Source organism: Sorangium sp. So ce1504 (assembly GCF_051521635.1).
Taxonomy (GTDB): domain Bacteria; phylum Myxococcota_A; class Polyangia; order Polyangiales; family Polyangiaceae; genus Sorangium; species Sorangium cellulosum_B.
In genome coordinates this window covers 9,114,432-9,131,537 of sequence record NZ_CP150365.1, presented here as the reverse complement: position 1 = coordinate 9,131,537, position 17,106 = coordinate 9,114,432, and the positions used below count along the sequence as shown (strand labels likewise).

Below are 17,106 nucleotides of genomic sequence, written 5' to 3'. Positions count from 1 at the left end.
CGGCGAGCGCGCGTGCGGCTCACTCGGCCTGAGCTGGGCCGACCCACCTCCCGTTCAGCATCACCCGCTTCACGCGGCGCATCGCCCGGATGTCCGCGAGCGGGTCGCCTTCGATCAGGACGAGGTCGGCGAGCTTGCCCGCCTCGACGCTGCCGAGCCGGTCGTCGGCGCGGAAGTACCTGGCGTTCTCCAGCGTGCCAGCGACGAGGACCTCCATGGGCGAGAGGCCGCTCTCGACGAGCAGCTCCATCTCGTGCTGGTAGGCCCACCCTCGCTCGGCGCCCGGCGCCTTGCCGTGGGAGCCGACGACCACCCGCACCCCGGCGCGGCGCGCCGCGAGGGTGAGCTTCATCATGTTCTCGAAGCCGCGCACCTGGGTCTCCGTCGCGCCCGCGTCGCCGGCGCGGCGCTCGAAGATGGCGAGCGTCGGGGTGAGGAAGGTGCCCCGCGCCGCGAGCAGCCCGAGCAGCGCTCGGGTCCGCGGCGCGCCGAGGGAGATGCCGCGAAAGACCTCGAAGCGCCCCGGAAAGCGCGCGTCGTTGTCGGCGATCACCGACTGGCGGTAGCGCTCCGCCTCGCGCGGCGGCACGAGGGCCGTGCCGAGCGACGTGATGTGCTCGATGCCGTCGAGCCCGGCGCGGACCGCGGCCGCGGCGTCCACGGTCTCGAGGTGCGCGACGGCGATCACCCCGCGCGCGTGCGCGGCCTTGGCGACCTCCTCGACGAGCCCGAGGGGCAGGCGGAAATAGACCTTGATCGCCGACGCCCCGCGCTCGACCAGCTGATCGACGGCCCAGCGCGCCTCGGCCGCGTCGCGCACCAGCATCGCGCTCTCCGGATAGGCCGGATACGGCGCGTCGAGCAGCGGCCCCGCCAGGAAGAGCCGCGGCGTCGGGCCGAGCTTGCGCGCGGCGTCGTACGCCTCGATCCAGTTCCCCGGCTCACGCAGCGAGGTGACGCCGCGCTGCAGGACGACGCCGGGCAGCCCGTCATCGCCGTCGAGGTGGAAGTGCGCGTCGATGAGGCCGGGCAGCACCCAGAGCCCCGCGCCGGGGACGACCTCCGCGCCGGCCGGGACGTCGGTGGCGCCGCGCGCGCCCGCGGCGACGATGCGGTCGCCGCGGACCACGACGACGGCGTCGCGCACGGGCGGCCCTCCCCGGCCGTCGATGAGCGTGGCCCCGACGATCGCCGCGCAGCGCGCGGCGTCCGGCCGCGCGACGGCGTTGATCTCCCGTGAGGGCGGGAGCTTCGGCTGCCCTTCCGGCGAGGGCCATTGCACGGTCGTGCTCGCGCAGGCGCACAGGCCCACGAGCGTCGCCGCCAGACACACGCGCAACACGCGCAACACGCGCAAACGAATGCTCATCGTGCCCTCCCCCGTGACGCGCGACGAGCCCCGCGCGTCGCCGTCGCTTCGCGGCGCGCGTGGGGCCGTATCGCAGGCGCCTGTCGCGCGCGATCGCAGCGCGAGGCCGGGCTCTGCGATCGCGCGCGACGCAGGCGCCGCGCCTCTGATCATAGCAGATCCGTGCTCCAGGGCCGCTGTCACGAGCGCTTTCCAACTTCCACCTTCAGGTCGTCGGAGTCGCGCGCTCCCGGCGGCGTCCGCCGCCATCTCCAGATTCGCGCGAGGCATCGAGATCGCGCAGCGCTGCGGGCAGCGGCGATCCCGGCGAGGGCGCGGCGTTCCGTGGAGCACAAGGAGGCTCGGAACTCGCGACTTGCGGGATTCGGCGCCACGCTCGCGGCGAGCGTGGGCCGCGAGCCCCCCGCCACGCGATGCGCGCGGCTCGCGACGCGCGATTTCGGTGCTGTTTCGTCAGGACGTCGGAGTCAGGCGATCCCCGAGCCGCGGGCGCTGGTGGGCTCGTCCTCAACGCGCATGCCATGGTGTTTGGGGTCGCTCGACCGGGCGAGGCGCGGACAGCTGTTTTCGCGCGCCGCATGGAAGATAGTTGAGCGTCACAGCCTGGGTGGAGTAGTGTGCCGCCGCCGGCACGCGGGGGTTGTCGCGACCGGCGAGTCCCGTTGGGACTGACAGACGAAGCGACGATCGACGACGGGCGCTCGTTCGAGCGCGCCGGAGGACAACATGCGTAATATTAATCTTGTCAGCATGGGCTCGATGGCTCTCATCCTTGGCGCGACCGCCTTCTCCGCAGGGTGCGGGGACGACACCGAAACGACGACGGGCTCGGGCGGCGGGACCACCGCGAGCAGCTCGGCCGGCGAGGGCGGCGGCGGCGGCACGGGCGGCGAGGGCGGCAGCGGCGAGGGGGGCAGCGGCGAGGGCGGTGGCGGCGGCACGGGCGGCAGCGAGGAGTGTGTGACCTGCTCGGCGCCTCTCGTGGCCGACGCCGACCCGGCGGACCTCTGCGAGTCCTCGAAGCCGAAGTACGACGCGGTCACGCAGTGTATCTGCGAGACGTGTGGCGCGGCGGACGGCGACCCCTGCTATGTCGCGTGCACAACGGACGAGGTAGCGGACGCCGAGTGCAACGCGTGCGGCACCGCGGCGGCCACCACCGCTGAGGGCGCGTGCATCGCGGAGGGCACCGCCTGTCTCATGGACGGCCAGTGATCGCGACGCGCCGAGGTCTCGCGGATCCGTCCGAGCGACCTTCGGCGATTCGCGCTGCGGCCGCAGGGAGGGGCGGGACGCCTGCCTCGCCCGCGGCCGCTGTTTCGCGCTCTCCGCTGTCGCTGTGGGCTCGGTGCGACAGGCGCCTGTCGGTGCGCGGGCGATTTCGCGGAGAGACCTAGTCGACCTCGCTCACCGTCACATCGACGTTCATTGTCTCGGCGGCGGCGGTGTAGAGCGTCCCCGCTGTCGGCGTTGCGTCCATGTAGTTGCGGCCGTAGCCGACCCGCACGTGGTCGAGGCTGGCCAGCACGCCGTTCGTGGGGTCGAACCCCTTCCAGCCGATGTTCGGGATGTAGAGCTGCACCCACGCGTGGGTCGCGTCGGAGCCGGCGCGGCTCGCGCCGACGTTGCCGGTATAGAGGTATCCGCACACGTAGCGCGCCGGAATGCCGAGGAGCCGCGCCATGCAGATGAACAGGTTCGCGAAATCCTGGCAGACCCCGCGCCGGTTCACGAAGACGTCATACGGGGTGGTCGCCAGGTTCGTCGAGCCCGGCACGTACTGGTATTCGCGGAAGAGCGTCAGGTTGATCGCGAAGAGCGTTTCCATCAGGTCCGCGTCGTTCTTCTCGACGAACGACATGGCGTAATCGAAGAGCGCCTGGATCTGGGTGTCGGGGAGCTCCGCCGGGCGCACGTACGGCGCGATGATCGCCTGCTCCCAGGGCATCCAGACGAGGGGGAACGCGGGCCGGATCTTCTTCTTCGCGAAGGCGAACGGATCGGCGTCGCAGAGCTCCACGATCGAGTCGGCCGAGATCGTGAGCGCGGTATACGGGGCGGTGATCTCGAAGCGTGTGACCCGGTTCCCGAAGACGTCCTCGAACTCCACGGTGGTCACGCCGGGATCGATCGTGAGCGTGTGCGAGAGCACCCGTTGATCCCGGTCGTGCACCGGGCAGAGATGCAGCTTGTGCACGCTGCGCTCCACCGGGCGATCGTAGGTATATCTCGTCGAATGGACGACGCGGAGCCTGCGAATCGTCGGTGCCATGTCGTGTCCTCGATGAGCGCGCTCCGGCTTGGCCTCGCGCTCGGCCCCTCTGCCTGCTGCATGCTGCGGCGCGCTACGAGGGTAACGCGCGCCGGCGCGCTCTGCTTCGGGACCGACGGCGGGTCGTGCCGCTTCAGGCTGCTCCGGACGCGGGCACCCCCGCGCTCACGCCTCGGCGCGCACCGACAGCTCGATCCGCCAGCGCTCGTTCGGCTTCTGCGCCTCCCGGGGGATCGCCTCCAGGAGCAGCGTCCCCACCTCGGTGACCGACGCGCGCAGCTGCACCGGCACCATGTCGCCCTCCCGGCGGCCCTCCGCGGGCAAGGTGACCTCGATCGGCGAGAGCTCCTCGAGCTCTCCGGGCTTCCAGCTCTCGAGCTCGGTCCCGGCCTGGTCATCCCGGCGCACCGACGAGCTGAAGAAGCGGAAGCGCACCGGCTCGCCGACCACCACGCCGAACTCCTGCGGCGGCAGCGTCGCCTCGGTGCCTTCCTCCATGCCGAACGGCGCGAGGCAGAGCGCCGTGATGGGCGGCTCCAGGCCGGGCACCGCGGGAACGGCCCCCTCGATGCCCACGTAGTAGGCCCGCGCTGTCCCGCCGCGGATCCGGAGCCCGCGGCCGCGCCGCGCGAGGCCGTAGGCGGCGGCGCCGCGCGCGACCGCGAGATCCAGGTCGTCGCTCGGGAGCACCCGCGGCCGGGGCGCGCCGTCCTGCTCGAGCCAGGCGCCGAGCGTCGCGACCAGCCGCTCGCGCAGCGCCGCGCTCTTCATGACGCCCCCGTTGAAGAGCACCGCCGTCGGGTGCAGGAGGAGCGGCGCGCGGCCGGGCTCGGCGTTCGCTCCTCCCTGCGGGGCGAAGCCCGGAAGCTTCGACGTCGCGCCGGCCTGCCGCCCCAGGAACGCGGCCAGGTGGCGGGTGATCGCCGGGTCCTGCGCGTACGGGAGGCCGAGCTGCGTCAGGCCGGCGCGCGCGCGGGTCGCGGGGCGCGCGGACGATGGGACCTCGGGGAAGAACCCGTCCACGAGCGTCCGGGTGATCTCGTCCCGCGTGAGCTCGGTCCGGATCGCCGCCCCGAGCAGCTTCGAGCCGCGGCCAGCGATCGCGATCGGCGCCTCGCTGATCGACGGATCGCCGAGCAGCCGCTCCTTCGCGACGCGCGCGGCGTGGGTGAGCGACGTCACCTGCCAGCGATCGAGCTCCTTGCCCTCGGCGGCGAGCTTCGCCTTCACGACGTGCGCGAGCGCGAGGTCCATGTTGTCGCCGCCGAGCAGGATGTGGTCGCCGACCGCCACGCGGACGAGCTCGAGCGAGCCGTCGCGCGGGACCGCGGCGATCGCGGAGAAGTCGGTGGTCCCGCCGCCGACGTCGATCACGAGCAGCACGTCGCCCGGGTGGAGGTGCTTGCGCCACGCCTCGCCGGCCGCGTCGATCCAGGCGTACACGGCGGCCTGCGGCTCCTCGAGCAGGGTGAGGTCCTCGAACCCCGCGGCGCTCGCGGCCTCGACGGTGAGATCGCGCGCGGCGGCGTCGAACGACGCGGGCACCGTGATCACGATCTCCTGCTTCGCGAGGGCGAGCGCCGGATCGTCCTTCGCGAACAGGTGATCCCACGCCTCGGTGAGGTGCTCGAGGTACCGCCACGACGCCTCGACGGGCGAGATCTTCTCGATGTCCTCGGGCGCGCCGAGCGGGAGCGTCGATCCGCGCCGGTCGATGCCGGCGTGGCTGAGCCAGCTCTTCGCGCTGGAGATGAGGCGCGCCGGCGCGTCGACGCCGCGCGCGCGGGCGTGCTCGCCGACGGCGAAGCGCCGCTCGGCGTCCCAGGGCAGCGCCTGGGGGCCCTCGCTCTCGTGAGGGATGTACATGAAGGAGGGCAGGAGCGGGCGCGCCTCGAGCGTCCCCTGCGCCACGAGCTGCGGGGCCGCCATCACCTCGGGCGACGGCGTGAGCCGCGCGTCGGCTCCGTCCTCGGCCAGGCGCGCGTAGGCGAGCGCGCAGTGGGTGGTGCCGAGATCGATGCCGATGATGTAGCGCGCGCTCATAGCTCGACCTCCGCGGGGGCGATGATGCTGGCGTCGTGGCCGGCGACCGGCGTCGGCAGCGAGACGTCGTCGGCGCGCCAGCCCCGGTGGCGCAGCACCCCTCTGTAGGGCGCGGTCCCGGACACGTTGCCGATCAGCTTGATCTCGGAGGGGTTGTAGCCGGCCTCGAGCGTCACCTTCTCCCCCTCGTCCTCGCGCCGCACGGGCGCGAGCTTCGCGTGGCTGCGCAGCGCCTTGCGGCAGCCCTCGTGGACCATCCTCGCCGCCACGCCGACGTCCGCGTCGCCGAACGAGGCGATGTCCTGCTCGAGGAAGTCGACGAGCCGCCCCTCGCGCTGGAGCAGCGAGAGCAGCTGGAGCGCCGAGCTCACCGCGGGCGCGGCGTGCGGCGCGGGGGCGGCGACCGGCGCGGGGGCGGGCTCGCTCGCCGCAGCCGCGGCGGCCTCGGGGGCCGCGGGCGCGCCGCCTGCACGATCTCGCTCGAGCCGTCGCGGCTCAGCGCGCTCGGCCGGCGGCAGGGCGGCGACCGCCGCGCGCGCCTGCCAGGCCCGCGCGGCGAACTGGGAATCGAACAGCACGCGGAAGAAGCACGCGAAGGCGAACCAGAGCCGCGTGGACCAGGGGAGCGGAGGATCGTGGAGGTCGGCCACGGCGAGAGCCTAACGCCGAGCGTAGGGATCGGCACAGAGACCGGCGCGCGGGGCAGGGGGGCGCCTGCCCTGCGCCGCCGCCCGGGGCGACCCCGGGCCCCTCAGAAGGTCGCCCGGAGGACGGGGACGCGGACCTCGTGCCCCTGCGCCACGCCGAACTTGAACATCTCGTCCTGCGAGTAGAGCGGCTTGAACGAGAGCGCGGGCACGCCGAGCGCGACCCGGCGCGGCGTGATGTCGACGAGGCCGAGCCGGGGCTCTTCCCAGCGGGCCCGCCGGAGGATCTGCGCGGCGTCCGTCGTGAGCTGGACGTTGATCCCCGGCTGCGGGGGCTCCGCGGCCGGCTCGTTGCGGATCGGCTCGCTCTGGTCGGACTCGGGGGGCTTGTACGCGGTGGCGTTCAGGGTGACGACGAGGGTCGGGATGACCAGCGCCATGCCGCCGGCGAGCATGTAGAGCGGCACCTCCGCGGGCGGATCCGCCGCCTCGACGAAGTAGCCGGCGACGCCGCCGCCCACCGCGCCGAGCCCGCCGAACACGAGGTACGGCCAGGCGCGCTCGACCCCGATCGCCCCCATGGTCAGCATCACGACCTCGCCGCCGAGCAGCGCGCCGCCGACGATCCCCTTGCCGTCGACGCTCACCGTGTCGCCCTCGCTCGCCTCCTGAGCGCTCGCGCGCCCGGCGGCGCCGGCGAGCACCGCCGCTGCCACCGACGCTCCTGCCAGACAATGCGCTGCCTTTCGATTCAAGCGGTTCATCGGCATCGTGTTTTCCCCGTGTCGACTGTCGCGAAGCCTGCGAGGGCTCAAGCCATGGATCACCGCCGGCCTCATCCGAGGCTGGCGTCCGGGCCGGCCGGCTGGCGATCCCGTTTGGGCCGTCGAGCCGTTCTTGATTTGTGAACCGCTGGCGGAGTGAGCGGGTGCACACGCGCCTCGTCTCTCCTCCAGCGAAGCCGGTGCGCGAGCCTAGCACGGGTCTCAGCGCTCCGAACCGCTGCATTGCCGGTGCGGAGGATGGGTGGTATGGGTCGACGCAAACCGGGCCGTGGCCCGCCGACCTGCCGCCGAGCGCGCGGCAGCCTTCAAGGGATCAACGCTATGGGCCGCATCGGACCGCTCGAAATCGCTCTCCTCATCGGCCTCGCCTTGCTCCTCTTCGGCGCGGGGAGGATCGCTGACATCGGGAAGGGGATCGGCGAGGGTATCCGGAATTTCAAGAAGGGGATCCGCGACGACGAGGAAGAGGATCCCGCCAAGCAGCTGCCGGCGAAGCCCGAAGAGAAGCAAGAAGACACGCAGAAGCCCGTGTAGCGCCCGCGCTGGAACGCGGCGCTCGGGGGCGATCGGGGCGATCGCGCGCTGACGTCGGTCGACGCTCGCTGGGGTGCGTCTATACTCGATCGCCGTATGCCTCACCGACCCCTGGAGCGCATCGCCAAGGCGCTCGTCGTCTCCGCCGCGTTCCCGCTGGCAGCGTACTTCGTCCTTCAGTTCGGCCCTGGCGGGCTCTGGCGCGGGTTCGAGCCGGCGCTCGCGGTCACCGGGCAGGTGGCCAAGGCGCCGTACGACCTCACACGCCTCGAGGCCGTCAACGAGACGCTCAAGATGATCCGGGACAAGTACGTCGAGCCGGATCGCGTCAAGCCGAAGGAGATGCTGCTGTCGGCGCTCAACGCCGTCCAGCGCGACGTCGCGCAGGTGATCGTCCTCAACGAGGACCCGAACGAGGTCACCGTCCGCGTCGAGACCAGCGAGAAGAAGTTCCGGATCGACAACATCCAGGGCCCCTGGGACGTCTCCGCGCGCCTCCGCGAGGTCTTCACCTTCCTCCAGAAGAACCTCCGCGGCACGGAGGTCGATCTGCGGGACGTCGAGTACGCCGCGTGCAACGGCATGCTGCACACGCTCGACCCGCACTCGTCGTTCCTGAGCCCCGAGGCGTACAAGGAGATGAACCTCTCCACGTCGGGCGCGTTCGGCGGGCTCGGCGTCGTGATCTCGATCCGCGACCAGATGCTCACCGTCCTGAACCCGATGCCCGACACGCCCGCGGGCAGGGCGGGCCTCAAGCGGCTCGATCGGATCGTGAAGATCAACAACGAGTCGACGCTCAACATGCCGCTCGACGACGCTGTGCGGAGGCTCCGCGGCGATCCCGGCACCCCGGTCACCGTGTGGGTGACCCGCGAGGGCGAGGGAGGGTGGCAGGGGCCGAAGGCCTTCGAGCTGACCCGCGAGGTGATCAAGGTGAGGTCCGTCGAGTCGCGCGCCCTCGAGGGCGGCGTCGGCTACGTCCGGCTCAAGACGTTCCAGGCGACCTCGACCGCGGAGCTCGACGCGGCGCTCGACGGGCTGCGCAGCAAGGGGCAGCTGAAGGGGCTCGTGCTCGATCTGCGCGGCAACCCGGGCGGCCTGCTCGACCAGGCCGCGCGCATCGCCGACAAGTTCCTCGCCGACGGCGTCATCGTGTCCACGGTCGGCGCCTCCGAGGGGCGCGAGGAGAAGCGCGCCAAGGGGCCGGGCACCGAGCCGCTGTACCCGATCGTGGTGCTCGTGAGCGGCAACAGCGCGAGCGCGAGCGAGATCGTGGCCGGCGCGCTGAAGAACAACGATCGCGCCGTCATCGTGGGCTCGCAGACGTTCGGCAAGGGCAGCGTGCAGCTCGTCTTCCCCGACGTCACGGCCGAGAAGGCGGCCCTCAAGCTCACGATCGCGCAGTACCTGACGCCGGGCGACATCTCCATCCAGGGCGTCGGCGTCACGCCGGACATCGAGCTCGATCCGATGACGGTCGACGAGCTCGAGATGGATCTCACGGTCCAGAAGGATGGGCTCCGGGAGCGCGATCTCTCGGCGCACCTCTCGAACGCGCGCGCGGCGGCCGCGGGCAAGCCGTCCGAGGTCGTCCGCTACCAGCTCACCAGCGCCGACCGGGAGCAGATGCGGGAGCGCGGGGGCGACATCGACGAGGACTTCTCCGTCGACTTCCCCATCCGCTTCGCGCGGGAGCTCGCCGCGCGTATGCCGCCCTCCACGCCGAGGCTCCAGCAGCTCCGGGCGATGCACGACTACATCGATCAGGTCGGCAAGGAGGAGCTCGGCAAGGTCGCGGCCGAGCTGACGAAGCTCGGCGTCGACTGGTCCGACGCGCCCGAGGGGGCCACGCCGGCGGCGAAGTCCGAGCTCGACGTGAAGGTCGAGACCGATCGCCCCAATGCCGAGGTGACCGCGGGGCAGCCGATGGAGCTCCGGGTCACGGTCAAGAACAACGGAAAGCAGCCGGTCTACCGGCTCCGCGGGACGACGGAGAGCGACAACCCGTACTTCGACAGCAAGGAGCTCATCTTCGGCAAGATCGGCCCCGGCCAGACGAAGAGCGCGAAGGCGCCGCTCGGCTGGTGCGAGGTCGAGGGGCGGAAGGTCGGCTCGACGAAGCCGAGGAAGGCGAACGAGAAGCGCGTCTGCACGATCCCGATGGACGCCCTCTCGCGGAGCGACGGCCTCAAGGTGAAGTTCGAGGTCGCCGCCGCGCCGGAGCCGCCGGCGGTCGAGATCCGGCCCACGGTGCGCGCGCTCGACCGGCCGCTCTTCCAGTACGCCTATCAGATCGCGGACGACCGCGAGGGCAACGGCGACGGGCTCATCCAGAAGGGAGAGCGGGTCAGCATGTACCTGACCGTCAAGAACGTCGGCAAGGGGCCGTCGTACGAGACGCAGGCGAACATCGCGAACCTGTCGGGCGACGGGCTCATGCTGCACGCGGGGCGCTTCGACGTCTCGAACATCAAGCCGGGCGACGTGCGCAAGGTGGTCTTCAGCTTCGACGTGGAGCAGCACCTGTCGGAGCCCGAGGCGACCCTCACGCTCTCGGTCGGCGATCGCGATCTCCGTGAGTTCGCCAGCGAGAAGGTGAAGATCCCGATCTCGCCGCGCATCCAGCTCCAGGGCGGCGGCTCCACCATGAAGGCTGGGGCGGAGGGGGCGACCCTGCTCCCGTCGCCCGAGGCGAGCGCGCGCGGCTTCGGCCGGCTCCCGGCGGGCGCCGTGGTCAAGGTGCTCGGCGAGGCGCCAGGCGGGTTCCTCAAGATCGACCTCGGCGCGGGGCGCTTCGCGTTCGTCGCGGCGCGCGAGGTGGCTCCTGGCGGCGGGCCGGCCCCGGCGGCGGTCGCGTTCGAGGACCTCTACTCGCACGCGCCGCCGACGCTGGACATCGCCGCGGCGGCGCTGGCGACGACCGCCGGCACCATGAAGATCACGGGGACGGCGTCGGACAGCGAGCGGCTGCTCGACACCTTCATCTTCGTCGGGTCGCGGAAGCTCTACTACAAGTCGAACCGCGACGGCGCCGACCCGAAGAAGGCCGAGTTCGCGTTCGAGGCGGCGCTCCGGCCGGGGGTCAACGTGATCACCGTGGTCGCGCGCGAGACGCCCGACACCACGACGCGGCGCACGCTCGTGGTGCGCAAGGACGGGCCTGATGGCTCGATCCTGAAGACCCCGAAGTCCGACAACCCCGTGGACGATTGGATTGCGGACCGCGGCGGCGAGGAGTAGGTCGCTGGGGAATGGACGAAGGCGACCACAGCGACGGCGACATGGACGACCGCGGTGACGGGCGTAGAGGGCGGGGCTCCGCCGGGCTGCCCTGCCCGGCGAGGATCTGGTAGCCTCATCACGTGGGACTCCTCGCCTGGCTCGGCCTGAAGCAGGGGGGCTCGTTCCCGAACCTCGACGCCCTCCTGACGGAGCTCCGCACGGCGCTCCCGGACGACGAGGCGGTCGTCCTCCGCTACATCGCCACCGTCATCGTCCTGCTCGGCAAGGTCGCCTGCGTCGATGGCCGCTTCTCCGACAAGGAAGACGAGCTGCTCCGCGAGCTGCTCACGCACGTCGACGGGCTCGCGCCGAGCGGCGTCGAGGCCGTGTTCAACGCCCTCCAGGGCAAGCTGCCCGCGCTCCAGGAGGGCGAGGTCGACCGCTGTTATCGCGAGCTCAAGGCGCTCTGCAACGCGAGCGAGCGGGTGGAGGTCGTGCGCCTCTTGATCCGGCTCGCGGCGGCGGACGGCGCGCCCACGCCGGCCGAGCGGGCCGAGATCGAGCGCATCGCCGAGGAGCTCGGCGTCTCGCTCGCTGACATCGAGCCCGATCTCTCCGTCGAGGCCGGCCATCAGGCGGGCTCCTCGGTGCCACCGGACGACCGGAGCGATCCCGGCGGCGAGCCCCCGGCGTGAGCCGGGCGCGAGCGCGCTCATCTGATCCGTCGCGTAGGTCGCGCTGCTGTCGGGCGCGAGCGCGCTCGTCTGAGCCCTCGCGCGCGCCGCGCTGCTATCGGGCGCGAGCGCCGCTCGGCTGATCCGTCGCGCGCGTCGCGCTGCTGCCGGGCGCCAGTGGCGCTCGCCTGATCAGTCGCGCGCGTCGCGCTGCTCGGCGCTGCCCTCGGGGCTCGGAGCGCGGCTCGCGAGGCCGAGCGCCCGTCGCTGCTTCAGCGCCGTGAGCGCCACGAACAGGACGAACAGGACCGCCCCGAGCACCGCCACGAGCACGCCGAAGTTGAAGAGGTAGTGCGCGCCCTGCGCGCCCCCCACCCCCATCAAGAAGATGCCGAGCAGCGCGATGCCCGCGCCGATGACGGGATCAGGGCCGGCGTCGTTCTCCGACGTCGCACGCGAGAGCCCGCTCCCCTGGACCCCGGAAGCCTCGTTGCTCATCGGATGGCTCACATGGAGGAGCTTAGCAAACTGGTCCACCGCCCGAAACCCGCCAGCGCCGGACCCGGGCTATGCTGAGCGGGTGAGCACGCCCACCCACCCACGAAACGACCGTCCGTCTCCGCCCGCGCCGTCTGACTTCGCCGGGCGCCGCGTCATCTGCTTCGAGAGCCGCCGCGCCTCCGAGATGGCCTCGCTGATCCAGCGGTATGGCGGCGTGCCCGTCACGGCGCCCACGCTCCGCGAGGTGCCCATCGAGAGGAACGAGCGCGCCCTCGACTTCGCGCGGCGCCTCGCGGGCGCCGAGTTCGACCTCGTGATCCTGATGACCGGCGTCGGGACCCGTGCGCTCGTGGCTGAGGCGGCGCCTGCGCTCGAGTCGAACCAGGGCGGCGGCGGGGCGTCCGATGGCGACGGTGGCACGGACGCCCAGGGCGTATCTCTCCTGGCGGCGGCGCTCGCCTCCGTGCAGCTCGTCGTGCGCGGCCCCAAGCCGGCCGCGGCGCTGCGCGAGCTGGGTCTGACGCGCTTCATCACCGTCCGCGAGCCGAACACCTGGCGAGAGATCGTCGAGGCCGTCAGCGCGCTCGGCGATCTGCGCGGAAAGCGCGTCGCCGTCCAGGAGCACGGCGCGCCGAGCCACGAGCTCTACGCGAGCCTCTCGGCGGCCGGCGCCGATGTCACGCCGGTGCCGGTGTACCGCTGGGCGCTCCCGGACGACACCGCGCCGCTCCGGCAGGCGCTCCGCCTCATGGCGGACGGCGGCGCGGCGATCACGCTCTTCACGAGCCGCGCGCAGGTCGAGCACGCGCTCCTCGTGGCGGCCGAGGAGGGGCTCGTCGAGCGGCTGCGCGTCGCGCTCGCGCGGGGCGTGGTGGCGTCCATCGGGCCGGTCTGCACGGAGGCGCTGCGCGCCGAGGGGATCGAGCCGGATTTCGAGCCCGAGCACCCGAAGATGGGCCACCTGGTCAAAGCGGCGGCCGCGCGCTCGATCGAGATCCTCGTCGCGAAGGGAAATCGGGGCGACGCGCCCCTGCCGGCTCAGTCTTCGTAGTCGTCGTACGCCTCGTCCTCGTCGGCGGAGCGCGCCACGGTCGCCGGCCGGGGCGCGGGGCCGGGCTCTGCGCCGACGGCCGCGCGCTCATCCGTGTCCGCGTGGCCCCTGTCGATCAGCTCGGCGCGGTAGAGCACGCGCCCGTCCTCCGCCGTGATCTCACCGCCCACGTCGCCCCAGGCGAAGTCGTCGCTCTGGAGCGTGCGCATCGTCGCCTTCGTCTTGCCGATGCGCACGCGGAAGCTCGTCCGCTGGCACGGGAGGGAGGAGCCGCCGACCTCGACGTTCACCGCCTCGCTGCCGAGCACGTCCTCGTTCTCGTCGGCGGCGAGCGCGGTCTTGGCCATCATCGCGTCGTAGGCCGAGAGGGTCGCCGGCCGCTCCGCGCCGTCGTCGATCCACGCCGCGCCGAGGATCTCACCGCGCCTGCTGGGCTCGTCGCTCATGCGGACCCGCAGCGCCTCGGTCTGCTTGCCGTCCTCGAGGGTCACGTCGACCACGAGGACGTCCCCCTCGCGCGCGACGACCCGCTGCGTGAGGAGCAGCGGCGTCTTCCTGAAGCTGCCCGAGAACCGGTAGGCCACATAATCGCCGGGCTTGCGCGCGCCGGGCGCCTGCTCGGCGATCGGGCCGCGCTCGTCGAGCGAGCCCTTCGCGCGCTGCGGGACCTCGCGCCGCGCTTGCGCCGCCACCTTGGCGGAGGCGTCCTGCGGGCGACCGGAGCGAGCGTTCGTCTCGATCCCGGCGCCGCAGCCGGCAGCCAGGACCGAGGTGAGGGCGGCGAGGAGGAGCGGTCGGTTCATGCTCGTCCGGTACCGGAGAGCGCCCGCCGTGGCCCAATTTCTGGCGGTTCCAGGGCGCACCCGCGCGACCGCGCGCGAGCGGTGTTCAGGGCAGCTTGCCGCTCGGGAGCATATCGTCGAAGGCGGCGTCGAACTCGTCCGCGATCATCTCGGCGCCGACGGCGCGCGCGGCCGGCTTCGGGACGTCGATGCGGCGCAGCCGCTCCGCCACGCTGCCGCGCGGGTCGCTGTAGCTCGGGCTCATCCGGGCGACGCGCTGGAAGTAGTAGAGCGCCTGCTCGGGGACGCCGCGCATCTCGTAGGCGTTCGCGATCTCGTAGGTCAGCGCGAGCTCCTGCTCGACCGTCTTGTGCGAGGCGTGCAGCCCGCGGATGAGCGCGTCGATGCCTGCCTCGATGTCGCCCATCTGGAGGTGGGTGACGCCGATCATCGATTGGCAGACGCACTCTCGCCCGGGGTCGCGGGCGGCGAGCTCGAACTCGCCGATGGCGTCGGCGTAAAGGCCCATCTCCTTGTAGGCGACGCCGAGATCGTAGTGCGTCGACGCGTCGGACTCGGAGATTTGCGCCGCGACGCCCGCCTTGAACTGCTCGAAGACGCTCTCGACGCTGATCTGCCGAGGATCGTCCTGGACGCCCGTCACCGAGCCCGGCACGACCTCGAGCTCGTCGATCATCTTGAGCGACTCGGCGATGTCGAACGCGCGATCCTCGTCCGGCCGCTCGCTGCCGCGCGGGACGGCCCGCGTGCCGCTCTCGTTGTCGGTCGCCGCCCGCACCACCCGCGCGTCCGAGGTCAGCTCCGTGACCTCGCGCAGCCGTTCCATCAGGAGCGGGTGGTTCGGCAGCCGCGCCAGCTGCTCCTCGAGGATGTTCCGCGCCTCGTCGAACATCCCGTGCTGCGCGAAGAACTCGACCTCCTCGAGCGCGTCCTCGTCGAGCGCGTCCGCGCGCCGCAAGGAGCCCGGCGGCACGGAGCGGCCCGACACCGGCCGGACCGACGCCGGTCGGCCCGACACCGGGCTGTACAGGGCCGGCGGCGGCGCGGCGAGCACGGGAGGGGGAGGTATCGAGGACGCCGGGGGCGGAGCCTGGGACGCAGCGACGGCGAGGGGGTGCTCAGGCACGCGGCTCGGGTTGACCGACGCCGTCTCCTCCTCCTCCTCGTCGTCGATAGCCTCGAGCTCCTCGACGTCCTCGACCTCTTCGACGTCCTCGATCGGGAAGCTCGGCAGCGGCGGCTCGTTCGCGAACGGATCGTCGAGGTGCGTGACGAGCTCGGGCCGCCGGGGGAGCGCCTCGACGACGCCGTCTTCATCGAGGGTGTACGCGGGCAGCGGCGCGTCGGGGTCGTAGAGGTCCTGGCTCGGCACCTCGGACGCATACGCGTCGTTCTCGCCGGCCGTCGGCGAGGCTTCCGGACCGGCGGCGTCTTCCTCCGCGAGCTCTTCCTCCTGCGGCACGGCGTAGCCGAGCAGGTTGAGCATCTCCGTGGCTTGGGCGTTGTCGGGATCGAGGAGCAGCACCTCGTCGAGGAGCCTCGCCGCGTCGTCGACGGCGTCCTCGCTGGCCAGCTGCTGCGCGAACGCGAGCATCTGCTCGACGGCGGCGTCCTGGTCGCCCGCCTCGATCAGGACATCGCAGAGCTTCTCGCGCAGCTCTCGAGCGGCCGGAAGCCGGGCGACGCCGCCCTTGAGGAGGGCGACCGCCTTGTCGTACTGCCGGTCGCGCCGGAGGCTCTCGGCGTGCGCGACGAGCTGCCGCGGGCTCGCGATCGGCGACGTCGAGGGCTGCGACGCGCGGAGCGGGATCGGCACCGCGGACGCGGGCTCGTCGTCCTCGACGTCGAGCTCCTCCGCCTCCTCGTCCTCCTCCTCCTCGAGCTCGACGTCGATCGACGCGCGCGTGTTCCTCGACGAGGGCGCGATCTGGGAGGCGAGCTGGCGCACTCCCTCGTCGTTCGGGGCGCGCGTGATCAGGGCCGAGACGAGCGCGGTGAACTGATCGACCCGCCCGGCCTCCTTGGCGATGCGCGCCGACTCCTTCTGCACCTCGATCGCCTTGGCCGGCTGCCCGAGCAAGTCGAAGGCCCGGGCGAGGAGCGCGAGCGTCTCCAGGTCTCGCGGGTTCTCCTTGAACGCGATCTGGAGCTTGGTCAGGGCCGACATCGCGTCGCTCTGGTCGCCGCGGTCGAGGTAGATCTCGGCGGCCATGCGGGCGAATCGGGCGTCCGGGCGGTGCTGCAGGAGGCGCTCGACCACCTTCAGCGCGTCGTCGCGCCGCCCGAGCTTGAGCAGGAGCTCGGCCGCCGTCCCGAAGCGCTGGATCGCGGCGTCGTAGTCGCGGACCCGGATCAGCGCCTCCGCGAGGCGGAGATAGGCGAGGGGGTTGTTCGGGTCGAGGTCGACGACCCGCTTGAAGATGTCGATCGCGTCGCGGTCGCGCCCCGCGCGGAGCAGGCGCGTCGCGACCTCGTCGTAGGCGGCGAGCGCGTCGCTCGTGAGCCCGAGCTGCGTGTAGATCTCCGCGAGGCGCGGGACGATGTGGCCGAAGCGATCCTCGTACTGCGGGACGTGCTTGTGGATGATCTCGCGGATCTGCTTGTAAACGGCGATCGCCTTGAGCGCGAAGCCCTGGAGGGAGTAGAACTGGCCGACTCGCTCGTAGGTGGTGATCGCCTCGACGTACTCCTCCGTCTTCAGGTAGAGGTCGCCGATCTTGAGCAGCGTGCGGACGTCCTTCGGATCGTCTGCGACCAGCTTCTGGTACTCGGCGATGGCCTTGTCGAAGCGCTTCCGCTCGACCAGCTTCTGCGCGGTCTGGAGTACCTTGTCGCGATCGACCGCCACGGCGATGGAAATCTCCTGCTGAGGGCAGCAAGGCGCTGCTCGGGCGCCTCGTCGGCATCCCTCACCTCGCCTAAAAAACACCTAGCCAATCCCGCCACCACGTACAAGCGCGCGGCACCGGAAGTTCCGGAAGCTACCGCGAAGGTGCTTGTTTGCAGTGTGCGGCCCCCGGGGGCCTCTGTCCGGCAACGCGGCGACCGCCTGGCGCGGTGGCCGCGAGCCCCCGCCCCGGTCGGACGCTGGGCGGTCCGGTCGAGGCGCGTCGAAGAGCGCGCCCTACCCTGTAGGAACGCGCTGAACGGCCGGGGATTCGCGAAGATCGCGGGGAAGGTGGCGAGCGCCGCCATTCCCGCG

13 protein-coding genes are annotated in these 17,106 nt (G+C 72.1%); 5 read left to right on the top strand and 8 right to left on the bottom strand.

Annotated features, from left to right (window positions below):
- Positions 1 to 19: 19 nt before the first annotated feature.
- Positions 20 to 1,369 (bottom strand): amidohydrolase family protein, encoded by a 1,350-nt coding sequence (locus tag WMF39_RS34470; RefSeq protein ID WP_437740714.1) that lies wholly within the window; start codon positions 1,367 to 1,369, stop codon positions 20 to 22.
- Between the two features lie 759 nt (positions 1,370 to 2,128).
- Between WMF39_RS34470 and WMF39_RS34465 the strand changes: the two genes are divergently transcribed.
- Entirely contained in the window at positions 2,129 to 2,584 is a 456-nt protein-coding gene (locus WMF39_RS34465) for a hypothetical protein (RefSeq protein WP_437740713.1), read from the top strand.
- Between the two features lie 178 nt (positions 2,585 to 2,762).
- On the opposite strand, the gene WMF39_RS34460 is transcribed toward WMF39_RS34465, so the two are convergent.
- From WMF39_RS34460 to WMF39_RS34445, 4 genes are all read right to left on the bottom strand, one after another.
- Positions 2,763 to 3,641, bottom strand: coding sequence for a transglutaminase family protein (locus tag WMF39_RS34460; RefSeq protein ID WP_437740712.1), 879 nt, complete (start codon positions 3,639 to 3,641; stop codon positions 2,763 to 2,765).
- A gap of 165 nt (positions 3,642 to 3,806) precedes the next feature.
- Positions 3,807 to 5,684: an Hsp70 family protein gene (locus WMF39_RS34455; RefSeq protein WP_437740711.1), complete on the bottom strand. Its 1,878-nt coding sequence runs from the start codon at positions 5,682 to 5,684 to the stop codon at positions 3,807 to 3,809.
- On the bottom strand, positions 5,681 to 6,334 hold the full coding sequence (locus tag WMF39_RS34450) for a DUF2760 domain-containing protein (RefSeq protein WP_437740710.1): 654 nt from the start codon (positions 6,332 to 6,334) through the stop codon (positions 5,681 to 5,683). The genes WMF39_RS34455 and WMF39_RS34450 overlap by 4 nt, the downstream gene beginning before the upstream one ends.
- Positions 6,335 to 6,435: 101 nt before the next feature.
- Positions 6,436 to 7,047 carry a hypothetical protein gene (locus tag WMF39_RS34445; RefSeq protein WP_437740709.1) on the bottom strand — a complete coding sequence of 204 codons (612 nt, stop codon included), beginning with the start codon at positions 7,045 to 7,047 and terminating at the stop codon, positions 6,436 to 6,438.
- Positions 7,048 to 7,437: 390 nt separating this feature from the next.
- On the opposite strand from WMF39_RS34445, the gene WMF39_RS34440 reads away from it, so the two are divergent.
- From WMF39_RS34440 to WMF39_RS34430, 3 genes are all read left to right on the top strand, one after another.
- Positions 7,438 to 7,650 (top strand): twin-arginine translocase TatA/TatE family subunit, encoded by a 213-nt coding sequence (locus WMF39_RS34440; protein WP_044966375.1) that lies wholly within the window; start codon positions 7,438 to 7,440, stop codon positions 7,648 to 7,650.
- Positions 7,651 to 7,746: 96 nt separating this feature from the next.
- The gene (locus tag WMF39_RS34435; protein WP_437740708.1) at positions 7,747 to 10,893 is read left to right on the top strand and encodes an MXAN_5808 family serine peptidase; all 3,147 of its coding nucleotides are present in this window, start codon (positions 7,747 to 7,749) and stop codon (positions 10,891 to 10,893) included.
- A gap of 122 nt (positions 10,894 to 11,015) precedes the next feature.
- Positions 11,016 to 11,570, top strand: coding sequence for a TerB family tellurite resistance protein (locus WMF39_RS34430; protein WP_437740707.1), 555 nt, complete (start codon positions 11,016 to 11,018; stop codon positions 11,568 to 11,570).
- Between the two features lie 171 nt (positions 11,571 to 11,741).
- Here the strand turns inward: WMF39_RS34430 and WMF39_RS34425 are convergent, their stop codons facing one another.
- Positions 11,742 to 12,047: a hypothetical protein gene (locus WMF39_RS34425; protein ID WP_437524051.1), complete on the bottom strand. Its 306-nt coding sequence runs from the start codon at positions 12,045 to 12,047 to the stop codon at positions 11,742 to 11,744.
- 82 nt (positions 12,048 to 12,129) lie between these two features.
- Between WMF39_RS34425 and WMF39_RS34420 the strand changes: the two genes are divergently transcribed.
- Complete coding sequence (locus WMF39_RS34420) at positions 12,130 to 13,101, top strand: uroporphyrinogen-III synthase (RefSeq protein WP_437740706.1); 972 nt, start codon at positions 12,130 to 12,132, stop codon at positions 13,099 to 13,101.
- Here the strand turns inward: WMF39_RS34420 and WMF39_RS34415 are convergent.
- Both WMF39_RS34415 and WMF39_RS34410 read right to left on the bottom strand, forming a co-directional pair.
- A complete protein-coding gene (locus WMF39_RS34415) occupies positions 13,089 to 13,904 on the bottom strand; it encodes a hypothetical protein (RefSeq protein WP_437740705.1) in 816 nt (271 codons plus the stop codon). The two genes, WMF39_RS34420 and WMF39_RS34415, sit on opposite strands and share 13 nt — an antisense overlap.
- Positions 13,905 to 13,989: 85 nt before the next feature.
- The gene (locus WMF39_RS34410) at positions 13,990 to 16,752 is read right to left on the bottom strand and encodes a tetratricopeptide repeat protein (RefSeq protein WP_437740704.1); all 2,763 of its coding nucleotides are present in this window, start codon (positions 16,750 to 16,752) and stop codon (positions 13,990 to 13,992) included.
- Positions 16,753 to 17,106: the final 354 nt, after the last annotated feature.

Coding starts and splice junctions, on each gene's coding strand:
- WMF39_RS34470 (WP_437740714.1), bottom strand. CDS start 1,369: ATGAGCATTCGTTTGCGCGTGTTGCGCGTGTTGCGCGTGTGTCTGGCG.
- WMF39_RS34465 (WP_437740713.1), top strand. CDS start 2,129: ATGGCTCTCATCCTTGGCGCGACCGCCTTCTCCGCAGGGTGCGGGGAC.
- WMF39_RS34460 (WP_437740712.1), bottom strand. CDS start 3,641: ATGGCACCGACGATTCGCAGGCTCCGCGTCGTCCATTCGACGAGATAT.
- WMF39_RS34455 (WP_437740711.1), bottom strand. CDS start 5,684: ATGAGCGCGCGCTACATCATCGGCATCGATCTCGGCACCACCCACTGC.
- WMF39_RS34440 (WP_044966375.1), top strand. CDS start 7,438: ATGGGCCGCATCGGACCGCTCGAAATCGCTCTCCTCATCGGCCTCGCC.
- WMF39_RS34435 (WP_437740708.1), top strand. CDS start 7,747: ATGCCTCACCGACCCCTGGAGCGCATCGCCAAGGCGCTCGTCGTCTCC.
- WMF39_RS34425 (WP_437524051.1), bottom strand. CDS start 12,047: ATGAGCAACGAGGCTTCCGGGGTCCAGGGGAGCGGGCTCTCGCGTGCG.
- WMF39_RS34415 (WP_437740705.1), bottom strand. CDS start 13,904: ATGAACCGACCGCTCCTCCTCGCCGCCCTCACCTCGGTCCTGGCTGCC.